At 58.3% G+C, this 16,361-nt stretch carries 15 protein-coding genes and 2 tRNA genes; 8 read left to right on the forward strand and 9 right to left on the reverse strand.

Annotated features, from left to right (window positions below):
• Positions 1–182: 182 nt before the first annotated feature.
• From I2I05_RS17815 to I2I05_RS17830, 4 genes are all read right to left on the reverse strand, one after another.
• Positions 183–839 (reverse strand): DDE-type integrase/transposase/recombinase, encoded by a 657-nt coding sequence (locus I2I05_RS17815; protein ID WP_317192375.1) that lies wholly within the window; start codon positions 837–839, stop codon positions 183–185.
• Positions 840–1,065: 226 nt separating this feature from the next.
• Positions 1,066–1,290 carry a hypothetical protein gene (locus I2I05_RS17820; protein WP_196283607.1) on the reverse strand — a complete coding sequence of 75 codons (225 nt, stop codon included), beginning with the start codon at positions 1,288–1,290 and terminating at the stop codon, positions 1,066–1,068.
• A gap of 286 nt (positions 1,291–1,576) precedes the next feature.
• Positions 1,577–1,651 (reverse strand) — tRNA-Val (locus I2I05_RS17825).
• Between the two features lie 90 nt (positions 1,652–1,741).
• Positions 1,742–1,816 (reverse strand) — tRNA-Val (locus I2I05_RS17830).
• A gap of 255 nt (positions 1,817–2,071) precedes the next feature.
• On the opposite strand from I2I05_RS17830, the gene I2I05_RS17835 reads away from it, so the two are divergent.
• Positions 2,072–2,968, forward strand: coding sequence for a TerB family tellurite resistance protein (locus I2I05_RS17835; RefSeq protein WP_196283608.1), 897 nt, complete (start codon positions 2,072–2,074; stop codon positions 2,966–2,968).
• Between the two features lie 139 nt (positions 2,969–3,107).
• Here I2I05_RS17835 and I2I05_RS17840 read toward each other — a convergent pair whose 3' ends face one another.
• Positions 3,108–4,217: a mechanosensitive ion channel family protein gene (locus I2I05_RS17840; RefSeq protein WP_196283609.1), complete on the reverse strand. Its 1,110-nt coding sequence runs from the start codon at positions 4,215–4,217 to the stop codon at positions 3,108–3,110.
• Between the two features lie 91 nt (positions 4,218–4,308).
• Positions 4,309–5,571 (reverse strand): ABC transporter permease, encoded by a 1,263-nt coding sequence (locus I2I05_RS17845; RefSeq protein ID WP_196283610.1) that lies wholly within the window; start codon positions 5,569–5,571, stop codon positions 4,309–4,311.
• A 183-nt stretch (positions 5,572–5,754) separates the two neighbouring features.
• On the opposite strand from I2I05_RS17845, the gene queA reads away from it, so the two are divergent.
• The 3 genes from queA (at position 5,755) to I2I05_RS17860 (ending at position 8,506) form a co-directional block, all read left to right on the forward strand.
• Complete coding sequence (gene queA, locus I2I05_RS17850) at positions 5,755–6,804, forward strand: tRNA preQ1(34) S-adenosylmethionine ribosyltransferase-isomerase QueA (protein ID WP_196283620.1); 1,050 nt, start codon at positions 5,755–5,757, stop codon at positions 6,802–6,804.
• Positions 6,805–6,912: 108 nt separating this feature from the next.
• Positions 6,913–7,629 (forward strand): 2-C-methyl-D-erythritol 4-phosphate cytidylyltransferase, encoded by a 717-nt coding sequence (locus tag I2I05_RS17855; protein WP_196283611.1) that lies wholly within the window; start codon positions 6,913–6,915, stop codon positions 7,627–7,629.
• A gap of 91 nt (positions 7,630–7,720) precedes the next feature.
• Entirely contained in the window at positions 7,721–8,506 is a 786-nt protein-coding gene (locus I2I05_RS17860; protein WP_196283612.1) for an enoyl-CoA hydratase-related protein, read from the forward strand.
• Positions 8,507–8,626: 120 nt separating this feature from the next.
• Here I2I05_RS17860 and I2I05_RS17865 read toward each other — a convergent pair whose 3' ends face one another.
• The gene (locus tag I2I05_RS17865; RefSeq protein ID WP_196283613.1) at positions 8,627–9,484 is read right to left on the reverse strand and encodes a hypothetical protein; all 858 of its coding nucleotides are present in this window, start codon (positions 9,482–9,484) and stop codon (positions 8,627–8,629) included.
• Positions 9,485–9,690: 206 nt separating this feature from the next.
• Here I2I05_RS17865 and I2I05_RS17870 point away from each other — a divergent pair, with 206 nt between their 5' ends.
• Both I2I05_RS17870 and I2I05_RS17875 read left to right on the forward strand, forming a co-directional pair.
• Positions 9,691–10,272 carry a DUF4142 domain-containing protein gene (locus I2I05_RS17870; RefSeq protein WP_196283614.1) on the forward strand — a complete coding sequence of 194 codons (582 nt, stop codon included), beginning with the start codon at positions 9,691–9,693 and terminating at the stop codon, positions 10,270–10,272.
• Between the two features lie 329 nt (positions 10,273–10,601).
• Positions 10,602–11,291, forward strand: coding sequence for a DUF4142 domain-containing protein (locus tag I2I05_RS17875; protein ID WP_196283615.1), 690 nt, complete (start codon positions 10,602–10,604; stop codon positions 11,289–11,291).
• Positions 11,292–11,414: 123 nt separating this feature from the next.
• Here the strand turns inward: I2I05_RS17875 and I2I05_RS17880 are convergent, their stop codons facing one another.
• Positions 11,415–11,825 (reverse strand): hypothetical protein, encoded by a 411-nt coding sequence (locus tag I2I05_RS17880; RefSeq protein WP_196283616.1) that lies wholly within the window; start codon positions 11,823–11,825, stop codon positions 11,415–11,417.
• 138 nt (positions 11,826–11,963) lie between these two features.
• Entirely contained in the window at positions 11,964–15,011 is a 3,048-nt protein-coding gene (uvrA, locus tag I2I05_RS17885) for an excinuclease ABC subunit UvrA (RefSeq protein ID WP_230688403.1), read from the reverse strand.
• A gap of 259 nt (positions 15,012–15,270) precedes the next feature.
• Between uvrA and I2I05_RS17890 the strand changes: the two genes are divergently transcribed.
• Both I2I05_RS17890 and I2I05_RS17895 read left to right on the forward strand, forming a co-directional pair.
• Complete coding sequence (locus I2I05_RS17890; protein ID WP_196283617.1) at positions 15,271–15,774, forward strand: hypothetical protein; 504 nt, start codon at positions 15,271–15,273, stop codon at positions 15,772–15,774.
• A gap of 252 nt (positions 15,775–16,026) precedes the next feature.
• On the forward strand, positions 16,027–16,361 hold a 335-nt coding region (locus I2I05_RS17895; RefSeq protein WP_230688404.1), incomplete at its 3' end, for a hypothetical protein.

Genomic DNA, 16,361 nt, shown 5'->3' on the forward strand with positions numbered 1-16,361 from the left:
CATTTTACAAACAAAAAACCCTCGGTCTTACTGCCGAGGTTTTTTTTGGCTAGCAGTAAGATGCTGTGGCCTAGTTACGAGCGGTCCGTGTGGCTGAAAACCAACAGGCGCTGCTACGACCCTTTCCGTGAACTTCGCTGTTTTTAACTTGCGCGATGCCCTCTCCTATTACTCCACTCTTCTTAATTGAGGTGGTCTAGGTAATCCTTACAGCGTTGGGACGTGGTTTGAAAATGGGTTTTGAAGTTGTTAGGGGCGTGGTAGCCGAGGGCCCAGGGCCGGCGTTTGGCATTGTAACAGGCGACGTCGTGGCTGATTTCGAGCCGGGCTTGGGCTAAGCCCGGGAAGTAGTAGCCGAGCAGTTCGGCTTTAAAGCGGCTCCAAAACGATTCGGCGGCGTCGGAGCAGTTGCCGCGTCGGCTCATGCTTTGCGGTGCGCCGTGTTTTGTAAGTAATTCTTTGAAGCGGGTGGCCGTGAACTGGCGGCCCCGGTCAGAGTGCACGCGGAGCCCGGCCGAGGGCCGGCGCACGACCAGAATGCAACACAAAGCCTTGCTCACGAGTTCTTTGAACACGGTGTCACGCACGCCCCGGCCGACGGTTTTGCGCGAACAGCTGTCGAGCCACCCGACCAGGTAGAGCCAGTCCCCCCTGGCGGGGCAGGTTATGTGACGTCGCCGACCCACACTCGGTTGGGGGCGGTGGGGGCCCGTTGACAGAGCAGGCGGTTGGGGCCGCGCGCACGGCGGGGTCGGATTCGGTGGTGTGGGGCACCGAGCGCGGCGGCTGGCCCCCCAAGTCGTGCGCTCTAGCCTGCGGTGGATGCACCAACAATCCACCTGATGACCTTTGGCCTACACTTCGGCCCGTAACCGGCGCGTACCATTGCTCTGACTATGCAGCGACTAAGAGCTTCGCGCACGACCACTTGCCAAGCGGGCTCGGGCACTACCCGGTCCCTCTGCCGCCGCCAAGCATGGAACGCACTAGTCACCACCTGCAGGACTTAGTAGAGTTGGCGCACTGGTACTTAGGCCTGCTGCCAGACAATGTGCTGGCACACGCTCACCGGGTCAGCTGGCCAAAAAAGACCAAGGCTGTTTTTAAGACATCGAACTCCTGCGCCAGCCACTTATTCGCGGCGTACAGGGCGCGTATTTCTGGGTCAAGTGCCAGCTCTTCGCTGCCCACTTCGGCCACCACCTGCGCTTGCTGCCCGCGGTCGAGCAGTTTGGGGTTGATGCCTAGTTGCCGCGCTGCGGCCTGCGTGCTGTTGCTTTCGCAGACCAAGAGTAGGCCAAGCGCAGGACTTCGGCCTTGAAGGCCTCGTCGTATTTACGCCGTTGGTCGGGCGACGACCCGCTGATTTTGGTTACCATGGCAGAAGAGATATACGTTCTCCTCCTGTCCGGCTTACCTAGACAACCTCAATTCCGGTATTGTACCCAGGTTATGCCCCAAGCATAAAAAAAGCCCACAGTGCAGTGCAGAGTGCCTTTTTTGCGGCCGTATTAAGGAGTTGGAGCAGAAACAAAGCTGCCCCCCAGCTATGGTGCTAGATGGCTGTTGTTTTGTGTGGGAAGTAAAGGATTCGAACCTTCGACCTCTTGCGTGTGAAGCAAGCGCTCTAAACCAACTGAGCTAACCTCCCAAGGGTATGAACATAGGCACCTAACGTACCTGTGTGAACCGGAAAATAAACAGCCACTCGGCCTGCCGGCTAAGTGGCTGTCAATCAATGTGGGGGATGTAGGGTTCGAACCTACGACCCTCTGCTTGTAAGGCAGATGCTCTGAACCAGCTGAGCTAATCCCCCGTGGGTGTTTCCGTTTGGGATTGCAAAGATGGGAGGTGTTTTCGGAAGCGCCAAATAATTTTCTGTTTTTATCGACGCGAATAATGGGCGGAGGCGCCTGATTTCGCAGCAACAATTTCATTTTCAGGGAGAGAAATCATCTTGACTGACTGCAAAAAAAATGCAAACCAGGGTGTACAGGACCACAAGCAACGTATTTCTATGGCCTGCGTTAAGCACGGCAGGTCCCTTTCTTTCTCATTTCCTTTCTTTCTCATGGAAACCACCCTCCTTCAAAACTATTCTGAAGCCGAAAAAACGGCTTACCTGAGCGCAATTGCCAGCCTAGCCAGTGCCGACCGCCAAGCCTCGGGTGCCGAAATTGAGTTTTTGCAGGCCCTGGCCCAACAAGCCGGACTGTCGGGTGGCTCGACTCAGCAAGTGCTGGCGGCTGCCCAAGATGCCACCAATCAAAGCATTCAGCAAAGCCTTGATGTCCTCAAAAACAGTGACCTGCGCTTCTCGCTCGTTACCGACCTCATCAGCTTTGCCCGCGCCGACGGCTCGTATGCCAACGACGAGGAAGCAATGATTACCAAGATGTCGCAATACCTCGGCATCAACTCGCAACAGCAACACACTCTGGAAACCGTGGTGGACCAAGCCGAAACCGTGGCCCACAACCCCCAGGACCCCGCCAAACAGGGCTTCTTCAGCAGCATCGGCGACAAACTGTCCAGTGCCGGCATTCCCAAGCAGGCTCTGATGGCGGGTTTGCTGGGCGTGGTGGCCCCGATGGTTATTTCCCGGGTAATGGGCGGCAGTCGGAGCCAAGGCATGGGTGGCGGCATGATGGGCAATATGGGCAGCGGTAGCCTGGGCGGCCTGCTTGGGGGCGCTGCGCAAAGTGGCTTGGGCGGTATGCTGGGCGGCCTGCTCGGCGGCGGCATGCTGGGCGGCCTAATGGGCGGTGGCAACTCGTCGGCAGGCTTGCCCCAGAGCGGTTCGGGCATCGGCCAGGGCGGCCTGGGCTCGATGATGTCCATTCTCGGTGGCCTGGGCGGGCGGCCCAACACGCAACCGGCCAGCGCCGGTGGCGGTGGGCTAGGCAGCCTGCTTGGCGGCGGTGGCGGCATGGGCTCGTTGCTCGGCGGCTTGTTCGGCGGCCGCTAACCGGCAACCCTGACTCGCCTGTTATTGACTGAATAGCTTTTTATGCAAAGAGGCAACCTATTCAGGTTGCCTCTTTCGCGTTTTGGCTATTATGAAACTCCGCCCACGGAGCTTTTAGCGCCCCCGAAAGCACCAACTTTTAAACCTGGGGCGTGGCGACAGCGGGAGCGCCGGCGAAGGAGCCGCCGTGCTGCTCCACTACTTCTACCAGCCGGTAGTTGAGGTCTTCTTTCACGTTGAGGTAGTCGTCGTAGCTGGTGGTATCCACAAAATACTGCACTGTCACTTCCTTGCCCGCAGGGGTCAGGGCGTTGAATTTCATCTGCACTTCCTGCGTCACCAGCGGGTGGTCCTGCATGGCCTGGATGGATTCGGCGATAATGGCGTGCAGTTGCGCGCTGGTGGTTTTCTGGTCGAAGGTGAGCGTGAAGCCCACGCGGCGCGAGGTGCGCAGCGAGAGGTTGTCGAGAGGCTTGTCAATCATGCTTTTGTTGGGCACAGTGAGGTAGCTTTTCTCGGCGGTGCGCAGGCGGGTGCTGCGGAAGCCAATTTTCTCCACGGTGCCGTTCACTTCGCCGGCTTTCACCAAATCGCCAACGCCGAAGGGTTGGTCGAGGAAAATCGTGAAGGAAGCAATGAGGTTTTCGAGGCTCTCCTTGGCGGCAAAAGCCACGGCCAAACCGCCAATGCCTAGGCCGCCCACCAGGGCCGTGACGTTGACGCCGAATACGTGGCCCAAAGCCACCAACACGGCAATCAGGATAAAAAACACCTTCAGCAAATCCTTGGCAAAGGGCAAAAACTGGTTGTCGAGCCGGGTGATGCCGGTGGCATCGCGCAGCGCCGCCCGACGTGAGGTGACCAGCAACGCAAAGTCGATGAGGCGCAGCACCACCCGCACCGCGGCCACGATGAAGGCCAGGCTGAGCAGGCGTAGCAACAGCACCTCGTGCCAGGGCAGCGCCGTGGGCGAGGCGTTGGGGCCGTGCGGGTACGTGAGGGTGGCCCCGGCCAGTTGCAGCGTTATCACCAGCAGTAGCAGGGAAAGCGGCTGAATGAGCAAGCCGTGCAGTTCTTCCTCGCTCACGCCGCCCGTGTAGCGCTTGGTGAGCGAAAAGAGCAGCTTGCTAAGCAGCCGCGAAAAAATCCGGCGAAATGCACTGCCCACGAGCAGGATGAGTACGGCTCCCACGTACTGGCCCACCGTGTTGCCCTGGAATTCGTAGTAAAAAAAGGAAGGAAGGGTCATACCAGAACACCAAGCTGCGACTTGGTAGAGGGGGAAAGAGTAAGAAAATACAGCGCATAGCGCTACCGGTGCAGCCCGCTGCGCGGCAGCGCTACTTGGCGCGGATGGCAATTACCGGGTCCAGGTTGGCCGCCAGCACGGCGGGCACGATGCCGGCAATCACCCCGATGCCCACCGAAATCAGCAGGCCCAGAATGATGCGCGAAGCCGACATGGCCAGCGGCAGGGCATCCTGCGGAATCAGGGTCACGAGCCATACCAGCATGATGCCCGCCAGCCCGCCGATGAGGCACAGGCAGATGGCTTCGAACAAAAATTGAAACAGAATGAAGAAATTCTTCGCCCCCAAGGATTTCTGGATGCCGATGATATTCGTTCGTTCGCGCACCGACACGAACATGATGTTGGCAATGCCGAAACCGCCCACCAAAATGGCAAAGGAGCCGATAATCCCCCCCACAATGCCGATTACCGCGAATAACTTCGAGATTTGGCCGGCTATCATTTCGGGCCGGTTCAGGGCAAAGTTGTCCTCCTGCCGGGGCTTGAGGCCCCGAATGTTGCGCATGACACCGCGCATTTCGTACTCAAGGTCCAGCAGGCCCGCGTCCTCGTTGCGGCCCTTCACGCCGATGCGAGGCGAAGGGCCGTCGCCCAGGCCGGTGGTGCTTAGCCCGTATAATTTGACGAACGCGCCGAAGGGTACCAGCACGTTGGTGTCGTTGCTGGGCGTATCCAGCAGTTTTTTCCCCTCCTTCTCCATCACGCCAATGATGACAAAGCTCAGCCCGCGCAGCTTGAACTCGCGGCCCAGCGGTTCGCCCTGCGGAAACAAATTCTCGGCAACCGTGGCGCCGATGATGGCCACCGGCCGGGTTGACTCCATTTCCTGGTTGGTGAAGTAGCGGCCCGTGGCCAGCGGCACGCTGCTAACCACGCGGTAGTCGTAGCTCACGCCCAGAACCGCGCAGTCCGACATGGAATTGGAGCCCGCTTTGAGCGTGTTGCCGTTTTTGGCCGCAAAAATGGCAATGCCGTTGTTGTTACCGCTGAGCTGCTGGCGCAACTCCTGAAACTCGCGCACCGAGGGCACGGGCCGGTTGAAATATTTCCACCAGGGATAATCAGGCCCAAACGTCCACGGCCATTTCTCGACGTAAATCACTTTGTCGCCCACAAAATTCATGCTGCTGCGAATATTGGCTTCCAGCGAATCGACGATGGTGAAAACGGCGATGATGGAAAAAATACCGACCGTGACGCCCAGCAGCGACAGAATGGTGCGTAATAAGTTGGATTTGAGGGCGTCCCAGGCAAACCGGAAACTTTCAAAGGTGAGGCGGAGGGCTAGCATGAGGCAGGGGGCACACGTAATGTTCAGTATCCGGAGTCAAAAGACGTAAAACCGGCGGGAAGTTGCTGAGGTCTAAACTTGCACGCCGCACATCGCCGGGCGCGAAAACGGATATTCTAAGAAAAAGCCGTACTTTTGCCTCCCCAAATTTCCGTATATTCCCCCAAATACTGCCCCATGGCGATGAAATTGCATGAGTTCAAGTTCGAACTCCCCGAAGAACTGGTGGCTCTGCATCCGGCCCGCAACCGCGACGAAAGCCGCCTGATGGTGCTGCACCGCGCAACCGGCCAAATTGAGCACCGCACCTTCAAGGATATTCTGGATTATTTCGTCGAAGGCGACGTCATGGTGCTGAATGACACCAAGGTATTTCCGGCCCGCCTGTACGGCAACAAAGAGAAAACCGGCGCCAAAATCGAAGTTTTCCTGCTGCGCGAACTCAACAAGGAACTCCGCCTGTGGGACGTGCTGGTGGACCCCGCTCGCAAAATTCGGGTGGGCAACAAGCTGTATTTCGGCGAATCCGATATGGTGGCCGAGGTCATCGACAACACCACCTCGCGCGGCCGCACCATCAAGTTTTTGTTTGATGGCACCGACGAGGAATTCCGCAAGGCGCTGTACGAGCTGGGCGAAACCCCCATTCCCAAAGAAGTCCTGAACCGCGAAACCGAGCCCGCCGACAAAGAGCGGTACCAGACCATCTACGCCGAGAACATCGGCGCTGTGGCCGCTCCCTCGGCCGGCCTGCACTTCACCCGCGAGGTGATGAAGCGCATGGAAATCAAAGGCGTAGAGCCGGCTTTTGTGACCCTGCACGTGGGCTTGGGCACCTTCCGCACCGTGGACGTGGAAGACCTGACCAAGCACAAGATGGACTCGGAGAACTTTATCGTGACGGCCCCGGCCTGCGAAATCGTGAACAAGGCCCTCGACGCCAAGAAAAAAGTGTGCGCCGTGGGCACCACCACCATCCGCGCCATGGAGGCGTCGGTGTCGGCCAATGCCCGCATGAAGCCCACCCAGGGCTGGATTGACCGGTTTATCTTCCCGCCCCACGATTTCAAAATCGCCAACTGCTTGCTCACCAACTTCCACATGCCGGAGAGCACGCTCATTATGTTGGCCGCCGCTTTTGCCGGCTACCCCCTGCTGATGGAGGCGTACAAGGAAGCCATCAAAGAGAAATATAAGTTTTTCAGCTACGGCGATGCCATGCTGATTCTCTAAGAATTGACAAAGCACGAAAGCCCGGTTGCCAATGCGGCAGCCGGGCTTTCGTGCTTTTTGGGCTGGTTCGTCGCGCTTGCTTCGATGGGAGCCTGATACTTTTATACCATGTTGTCTTCTCAGAATCGTTCCGTAGCGCCATCGTCCCATCATCCCCAGCGCTTCGCGGTGCTGGTGGCAGGCGGCAATGGCAGCCGCATGGCGGCCGACCGTCCCAAACAGTTCCTGCTGTTGCGCGGCGAACCCGTGCTGCTCCACACGCTGCGCCGCTTTGCCGAACCCGCGCTGAACGTGGCGGAAATAGTGGTGGTACTGCCCGCCGACCAATTAGGCACCTGGGCAGCCCTGTGCGAACAGCACCACGTGAGCATTCCGCACACGCTGGTGGCGGGCGGCGCCAGCCGCTGGGCTTCGGTGAAAGCCGGCTTGGCGGCGTTGAACAACCACCAGGAAGGCCTGGTGGCCGTGCACGACGGCGTGCGGCCGCTGGTGTCGCGCCTAGTGGTGGAGCGCACTTACGTGGCGGCAGCCACGCACGCGGCGGCGGCAGCGGCCGTTATGCCCAAAGACTCGGTGCGGCTGGTGTCGCAGCACGGCTCTTCGGCGCAGAACCGGAGCCGCCTGCGCCTCATGCAAACGCCTCAGACTTTTGAAATTGACTTGCTGCGCCGCGCCTACGCTATGCCCGAGCTGGCCTCCTTCACCGACGACGCCACGGTGGTGGACGATTTGTGCCGGGTGCAGTTGGTGGACGGCGACTACCGAAACATAAAAATCACTACCCCGGAAGACCTGATGGTGGCGGAAGCTCTGCTGGCGCAGTAGCGCATGCGTGAGCTTGTGCGTTCTTTGTGAAACTCCTTTCACTTCTGTTTTACCACACCCGACACGGGCTCCAACCCGTGCTTCCCCCCTCATGGAATATACCAGCCTGCTCTACGACGTGCGCCCCGATGGCGTGGCCACCATCACCCTGAATCGTCCGGATGTCTTCAATGCCTTCAACGACCCGCTGAGCTACGAGCTACAGGACGCCCTGAAGCAAGTGGCGCGCGATGCCGCGGTGCGCGTGGTGGTGCTCACCGGCGCGGGCCGGGCTTTCTGCTCCGGTCAGGACTTGAAGGCGGCGCAGGGCGCTGAGAAACGCTCTTTCTACGATTCGCTGCACAAGCGCTACAACCCCATCATTCGGGCCATGCGGGCGCTGCCTAAGCCTATTATTGGCCGCATCAACGGCGTGGCGGCGGGCGCGGGCTGCTCGCTGGCGCTGGCCTGCGATGCGCTGGTGGCCAGCACCGAAGCTTCTTTGATTGAGGTATTCATCAACATTGGCTTGGTGCCGGATTCGGGGTCTTCGTGGTTCTTGCCTCGGTTGGTGGGCACGCTCAAAGCCTTCGAACTGTGCAGCCTCGGCTCCAAAGTACCCGCCGAAGAAGCGTTGCGCCTCGGCTTGGTGAATCAGGTAGTGGCCCCAGAGCAATTGGACGAAGCCACTTATGCCCTGGCTGCCCGCTACGCGGCCTCGCCCACCAAATCCATTGGCCTGCTTAAGCAAATGCTGAACAAAGCCGGCGCGGCCACGCTCGACGAGATGTTGGACTACGAAGCCCACTGCCAGCAAATTGCCGGGGAAACCGAGGATTATGCGGAAGGAGTGAAAGCATTCAGCGAGAAGCGCAAGCCTGTTTTCAAAGGTGCTTAGCATTCGCTACCACATTTTGCTACGCTGCTTAAGCAGTGCTTTCAACGCAGCGGTATTACCATAGAAAAGAAAGGCCCTCTCGTAAACGAGAGGGCCTTTCTTTTCTGCAGCAGAGGCAAACTAGCGCAGGGTGATGGTGCGCGTGCGTTTGCCATTGATGGTGACCGAAGCAATATTATCGCACACGCCGGCGCCCGTGGGGTCGTAGTTCAGCAGCAGGCTGTTGCCCTTAGAGTTTTCGATTTTGACGGTGCCCGCCACGAAATGCCGGAAGCAGCCCACAGTGAAGCGCTTGATAAGCGGCTGGCCAATGGTGGCCGTGTATTCCACGCCCCGGCGGTTGGTGCCGCTGGTGGCACCGGTGATGCTGTATTCGTCGTCGGCCAACTGGGGCGTGCCGAAACCCGCCGTGCGGGTAAATACTCGGTTGGCCGTCCAAGAATGCGTGCCGCCGTTATTGGCCAGAATGATGCTGGCACTGGGCACATTTACACTAAAGGAGCCACTGCCCAGGTCCGTAAAAATGCGGGTGGCAGTGTGCTGGTTGTCGTTCACAAAATACTCAACGCGGGTGACGATGGCCTCGGAATGCCGACGCAGGTTCGGGCCGGTGAAAACGACCACGATTTTGCCACGGCGGTAGCGCCCGTCGGGGCACAGGCAATTGGTGGGGCCAAAGTCGATGACTAGAGTGCGGGTTTCGGCGGTGTAGGTGCGCGTGGCGCAAGTGCCCAGCAGGCGGCCCAGTTCGGCGGAGCCGGCCACAGCGGGGCTGCCGGTCACGGCTTCGTCTTGGGGGGCGGCAGCCGTGAGCAGGTCGCTGCTTAGCGCGGTTTCTTCGTCGCCGCTGCCGTGGTCTTCGGCCGAAACGACATCATCGGGCGCAACTTGGTCGGCGTCACGTTGGCAACTGCTGGTGAGCAGCAACCCGCTGGCGAGGCTGGCAAAAGCGAGGACGCGAAGAGAAATAGTACGCATAATGAACGGTGAAAAAAGGGTGAAATGAACAGTGTTTGTGGCCGGTTGGAAGCGAGCAAACCGTATGGGTTTAAAGCACCTGCCAAAAATATTCAACCAGCCCGTCAGGAACCCGGCTCCGGCCCCGTCGTATAGCGTGACAACTATACCTCAGCCCTTTCACCAATCCATTTTTTATGTTCCTTTTCCAGTTGCCTTCCGTCGCTGTGCGCCCGTTAATTTTTCGGTTAGCCGTGGCGCTGCCGCTGCTCTCGGCGTGTTCATCGGGCGGCAGTGGTAACGATGCCGTGGACGCGGCCAACGCGGAAAATCGGGATAAAATCAGTGCGGCCGATGTTACCGAAAAGCAGGAGGACGATGCTGACTTCCTGGTGAAAGCCACCAGCAACGCCCTGCTGGCCGTGGAATTGGGCAAGCTGGCACAGGCCCGAGCCACCACTCCCACCGTGCGCGCCTACGGCACCCGCTTAGTGCAGCACCGGCTGGGGCTGCTCAGTGCCCTGCGCACGTTGGCCGCCGCCAAGCAGCTAACCATCCCCCCGGCCCTCGGCGGCGACGAGCAGGCGGCCTACCACGAGGTGAGCACCGCCACCGGCTCGCAGTTAGACAAGAGCCTGATGAAGCTCATCGTCAAAGTTCAGGGGCAGGATGAGGACGCCTTCGACGACATGAAAGACGATGCGTACGATGGCGACATTCGGGGATTTGCGGCCAAATACCACCCTCCCGTGCAGGAGGAGCTAGCCGGCGCCGAAGAAGTAGCCGATGCCATCGAAGACCTGCCGTAGCGCAGCGGGCATCCTTGCTGGTGTTGTCGTGGCATTGCCGCTGGAGAAAAGTCTGCGGCTTGTTGAGTCCCAGCATATGCGTAGTGACGCACCTTGCAGCCACCAACTCAAAAGCTGTATTTCGGCTATTACCTGGGTTGCCACTAACTGCTAACCATGTTGGTAATCAACCGTTCCGCTTATACATTTTTGAATAATAAAATACAGCAAAGTACGTAACATCTTGCCCTTGCCTGGCCGTAGTATTGGTACTACCAGCGGCTTGGCCTGTGGCAAAGCCGGTGTGTGGTGATGGTTTTTTCAATCCTTTCCCACAAACTCATTCCTTTATGAAACGTGCTTTCTTTCCCTTGGTGGCAACTGGCCTGCTGGCTCTGGCCTCCTGCGGCGACGCCAATAAATCTACTTCTGCCGAGGGCGGCAACGCCAGCGACAACACCATGACAAGTTCGGCCACCGGCGGCGATACGGTGTCGACAACCATGCCCGCAGGCGCTGAAAACCCCGAGAATCAACCGCAAAACGCTGGTTCTGCCAAAGGAATCGCCGGCATGGCCAAAGGCGACCCTAATGGTCCGACCGCGCCCCACAAAGACGACGCGGAGTTCATGAAATCGGCGGCGCATAGCGACCAAAACGAGATTCAGCAAAGCAAAATGGCCTTGGCCAAAGGAGTGACCGGCATGGCGCGCGACATGGCCAACAAAATGATTGCTGACCACACCAAATCGACCGCGGAGTTGAAGGTCATTGCCGCCAAAAAAGGCGTAACCCTGCCCACCGACATGGACGCCGAGCACAAGGCCATGGCCCCTGCCATGCAAAAGCTTTCGGGCAAAGAGTTCGAGCAGAAATACATGGCCCAGATGCTGGCCGACCACCAAAAGACGGCCAACACCATGCGCGCCCACGAGCAAATGACCAAAGACGCCGACCTTAAAGCTTTCATCAGCAAAACGGTGCCGGTAGTAGAGCAACACCTGAGCATGGCCCAGCAAAACAACAACATGAAAATGTAGTCGGACTGGCTGCTCATTAGCAGCCACGCCGCCGTGCCGGAAGTGCCACACCAAAAAAGCCTCTGCAACTAATTGCAGAGGCTTTTTTGGTGTGGCACTAATACAATTATTGGATTCGGCGTCTTACTTGGCAATGGGCGCAGCAGTCCACTTAAGCTTGTAAGTATCGCAGCCCAAACCGGTGATGTTCATGCGAAAAGTACCCGCCGCAGCGGTTTTACCAGTAAAGTTGCCCTGCAACTCAAAGCGCCACGAGCCGCCTGTGGGTGGGTCAAGTACCACGCCACTCACTTTGCCTTTTACGATGTTGAACTTGTCTTTCGGGCCCACTACCTGCCGCTCAAGTCGGCCACTGCACCTCCAATAACCATCAAAGGTTAGCTCAGAAAGGGTTTTACCATCGGGCGACACCACAAAAGTGATTTTGTCGCCCTTCATGCCGTTGCTGACGGTGCCCGTCCAGCGAGTGCTCTTGGGAGGAGCCGTAGCGATGGCACCGATGAGCAAAGAGGAGAAGAGTATGGATTTGAGCATAAAAGAAAGGTGGGAAAAAGAGCGGCGAAGCTAGCAGTATTCTAACCTCCCACCAACAAAAACACCGCCCGAAACCCACTGATAGCTGGATTCCGGGCGGTGCAGATTAACAATCAACAAATTGACTATCCCAAGTATTTAAACTTTCTCGACTTTGGCTTCGCTGTACTTGCTGACTTTAAGTTCTTCGGCCAGGAAACGCGCCGTGTGCCCTTTATCTGACTTGGCTACCTGCTCTGGAGTGCCTTGGGCGACGATGGTGCCGCCGCCCGCACCGCCTTCGGGGCCAATGTCGATGACGTGGTCGGCTACTTTAATCAGGTCGAGGTTATGCTCGATGATGAGAACGGTATTGCCCTTGTCGGCCAGCTTCTGGAGCACGTCGGCGAGGTGGTTGATATCCTCGAAGTGCAGGCCAGTAGTCGGCTCGTCGAGGATATAGAACGTTTTGCCGGTGTCTTTTTTGCTGAGCTCGGTGGCCAGCTTCACGCGCTGGGCCTCGCCGCCCGAGAGCGTGGTGGCTTGTTGGCCCAAGGTGAGGTAGCCCAGACCGACTTCGTTCAGCGTCTTGATTTTGCGCAGGATGCGGGGCTGGAATTCAAAGAACTCCACGGCCTTTTCCACGGTCATGTCCAGGATGTCGGTGATGGACTTGCCTTTGAAGCGCACTTCCAGCGTTTCGCGGTTGTAGCGGCGGCCTTTGCAGGTTTCGCAGGGCACGTGCACGTCGGGCAAGAAGTTCATCTCGATGGTGCGAATACCGGCACCTTCGCAGGTTTCGCAGCGCCCGCCCTTCACATTGAAAGAGAAGCGGCCCGGGCCATAGCCGCGGATTTTCGCCTCCGCCATCTCGCCAAATAATTGGCGGATTTCGGTGAACACGCCCGTGTAAGTAGCCGGGTTCGAGCGCGGCGTGCGGCCAATGGGCGACTGGTCCACTTCAATCACCTTGTCCACCAAATCCAAACCCTCAATCGCACTGTAAGCCAGCGGCTCCTTCTTGGAGTTGAAGAAGTGTTGGTTGAGAATCGGATATAGGGTGTCGTGGATGAGCGTGGATTTGCCGGAGCCGGATACGCCGGTGACAGCCACCAGCTTGCCGAGCGGCACTTTTAGGGTCACATTTTTGAGATTGTTGCCCTTGGCGCCTTTCAGCACCAGTTCGGCGCCTTCGCCCTTGCGCTTCTTTTTGCGCATTTCGATGTGCTTCTGCCCGCTCAGGTACTGGGAGGTGAGCGAGCCAGAGTTCAGAATTTCCTGCGGCGTGCCCGAAGCCACGATGTGGCCGCCGTGAATGCCGGCGCCGGGGCCAATATCCAACACGTGGTCGGCATGCAGAATCATGTCCTTGTCGTGCTCCACCACAATCACCGAGTTGCCGATGTCGCGCAGGTGCTGCAGCGCCTTGATGAGCCGCTCGTTGTCGCGCTGGTGCAGGCCAATGCTCGGCTCGTCCATGATGTAGAGCACGCCTACAAGCTGGGTGCCAATCTGGGTGGCGAGGCGAATGCGCTGGCTTTCGCCGCCGCTCAGCGTACGCACGGGCCGGTGCAAGTTCAAGTAATCCAGGCCTACTTCGAGCAGGAAGCCGATACGCTTGCGAATTTCCTTGAGCAGTTCGCGGGCAATGACGTTCTGGCGGTCCGTGAGGCGGCTTTCCAGGCCCTCGAACCAAGCGGCCAGCTCGTTCAAATCCATCACCGACAGCTCACCGATGTTTTTGCCGTCCATCTTGAAGTGCAGGCTTTCCTTTTTGAGGCGGTAGCCTTCGCACTCCGGGCAGGCTTGGGCCTGCGCATATTGGGCTATCCACTCGCGGATGTTATCCGACTCAGAGTCCATCTGCCGGCTCAGGAAGGGGATTATTCCCTCAAACGCTTCCGTATACTGGCTTTTGCTATCGTCGGCCTCGTCCTCCGAAATGCCGTGGAGCAGGCGCTTGAGCAGGTCCTCCGGCAGCTTGTCGATGGGCGTGTTCAGCGTGGCCTTGTGCTTTTTGAGGATGACCTGCAGCTGCTGGAAAATCCAGATGTCGCGGTAGTCGCCCAGGGGTGCAATACCGCCGCGCGCGATGCTCAGCTTGCGGTCGGGCAGTACACTTTCCTCCGTAATTTCCTGCACCTCGCCCAAGCCGTTGCAGGTGGGGCAAGCACCGTAGGGCGAGTTGAAGCTGAACGTGTTGGGCGCCGGGTCATCGTAGGCGATGCCGGTGGTGGGGTCCATCAGAAAGCGCGAAAAGAACTGTGGCTGCGCTTTTTTGGCATCGGGGTCGAGCACCAGCATGGTGCCTTTGCCGTGCGTCAGAGCATTCTGCACCGAGCCGCTGAGGCGGAACCGGTCTTCTTCCTTCACCACCAGCCGGTCAATCACGATTTCGATGTCGTGAATTTTGTAGCGGTCCACCTGCATCTTGGGTGTGATATCGAGCAACTCGCCATCAACCCGCACTTTGGTGAAGCCCAGCTTAGCAATTTTCTGAAAATCTTCGCGGTAGTGGCCTTTGCGGCCCTTTACCACCGGCGCCAGCACCACCAGCTTCTTGCCATCAAAGTGCTTGAGGATGTAGTTGATAATCTGGTCGTCGCTCTGCCGAATCATCTTCTTGCCCGTAGCATAGCTGAAGGCTTCGGCCGTGCGGGCATAGAGCAGGCGCAGGAAGTCGTAAATCTCCGTGATGGTGCCCACCGTGGAGCGCGGGTTGCGCGAAGTCGTCTTCTGCTCGATGCTGATAACCGGCGACAGGCCCTCAATCTTGTCCACATCGGGCCGCTCCAAGCCGCCCATGAAGCTGCGGGCGTAGGCCGAAAACGTCTCCATGTAGCGCCGCTGGCCTTCGGCGTAAATGGTGTCGAAGGCCAGGCTCGACTTGCCCGAGCCCGAGATGCCCGTGAACACCACCAACCGGTTGCGCGGAATCTTAACCGTTACGTTTTTCAGATTGTGCTCGCGGGCGCCGTACACTTCAATGAAGGGCGCTTCGAGGTGCTGGGAGGCCGGGCTGTGGCCGTTGAGTTGGCCGTGGGTGTGCACCGTAACGGGGCCCGCAGCAGGCAGCTCGGTCATGGTGCGCACGGTGGCGGCCGTTTCAGCCGCTTGGGTTGCACCGTTTTTAGCTGGGTCTTTCAGCGGGGCGGCTTTGGCTTTAGGGGCTTTGGCAACCGGGGTAGCAGTGGATTTTTTGGCCATTCAGAAACGCAGCGAATAAGTGCGCAAAGGTACGAGAAAGAGAACCCGAAGGCTAATGGGAAAGCACAATTTGCCACTCGCATTAGCCAATTGCAATAAGCTCGGTGGTTGGTAACAGCAATAGCTTCCCGTTTGTGCCCGTAGATAAAATTGAGCTGCCAAAACCCGTACGCTAGCAGCGGCGTACCAAGCCCGCGCCTAGCTTGGCACTGTCCTTGCCAAGGCCAAGCATTCCCTCTCGCTTTTTTAGCAAACCCTTATGAACCATCTCCTCAAGCCCTTGCGCGCAGCCCTCTTTGGCTTATTTGCGCTGGCCGCTGCCCCCGCAGCTCACGCCCAGATTAACATCAACATCAACCCGCCGAGCTGGGGTCCGGCCGTGCCCCAGGGCCAGCAGTATTACTACATTCCCGAAACCAATGGTTTCTACGACGTGCCGGCCCGGCAGTACGTGGTGCAACGCGACGGCCGCTGGATTCGAACCAGCACACTTTCGGGCTATAACACCAGCAATTTCCACCCCGTGGTAGTGGACTACGTGGGCTCCAAACCCTGGTCGCGCTACGATGAGTACCGCCGGAAGTACCCCCGCGGCGGCAACCCCAGCAACGGCGCCCTGCCTCCCGGCCAAGCTAAAAAGCAAGGCTACCGCGCCAACCCCAGCAACGGTGGCTTGCCTCCCGGACAAGCCAAGAAAATGGGTAACCACGGCTACAACAATGGCCCCGGCAAAAGCAACGGAAACGGCAAAGGCAAGAAATAAGCCGTTGCTGCCAACCACTTTTCAAGACCTGTCCCTCGCCCGGGCAGGTCTTTTTTTATGGATTAAACCTAATAGAAGAATTTGAAAGTTTTACTCTATCATTTTTTTATTATTCTTTACTTATGTGCTTTATAGTGTAGTAGCAGTTATAATCACACATCAGAACATGTAGCCCAGCAGTAGCGTACCAGGCCCAAGTTTAGCTTGGCACTGTCCTTGCCAATGCTAATTATTATCTTTTGATTTCCCTTTATGAAACATCTTCTCAAACCTCTGCGCATTGCCTCGCTGGCTGCTTTCGCTCTGACCGCCGCTCCACCGGCTGTCCATGCTCAGACTAAGGCCACGGTGACGGCCCCGAGCTGGGGCCCGGCCCTGCCGGCCGGCAAGCGCTACTACTACATCCCCGAGGTCGACGGCTTCTACGACGTGCCGGCCCGCGAGTACGTGGTCAAGCGCAGCGGCCGCTGGATTCGGGCCACCAGCCTGCAGGGCGCCAACACCACCACCTTCCACCCCGTGGTCATGGACTACCTCGGCTCCGAGCCCTGGTCGCTCTACACCGCCTACCAGGCCAAGTACGACAA

It is taken from the genome of Hymenobacter jeongseonensis (assembly GCF_015694725.1).
In the GTDB taxonomy this organism is placed as follows: Bacteria; Bacteroidota; Bacteroidia; order Cytophagales; family Hymenobacteraceae; genus Hymenobacter; species Hymenobacter jeongseonensis.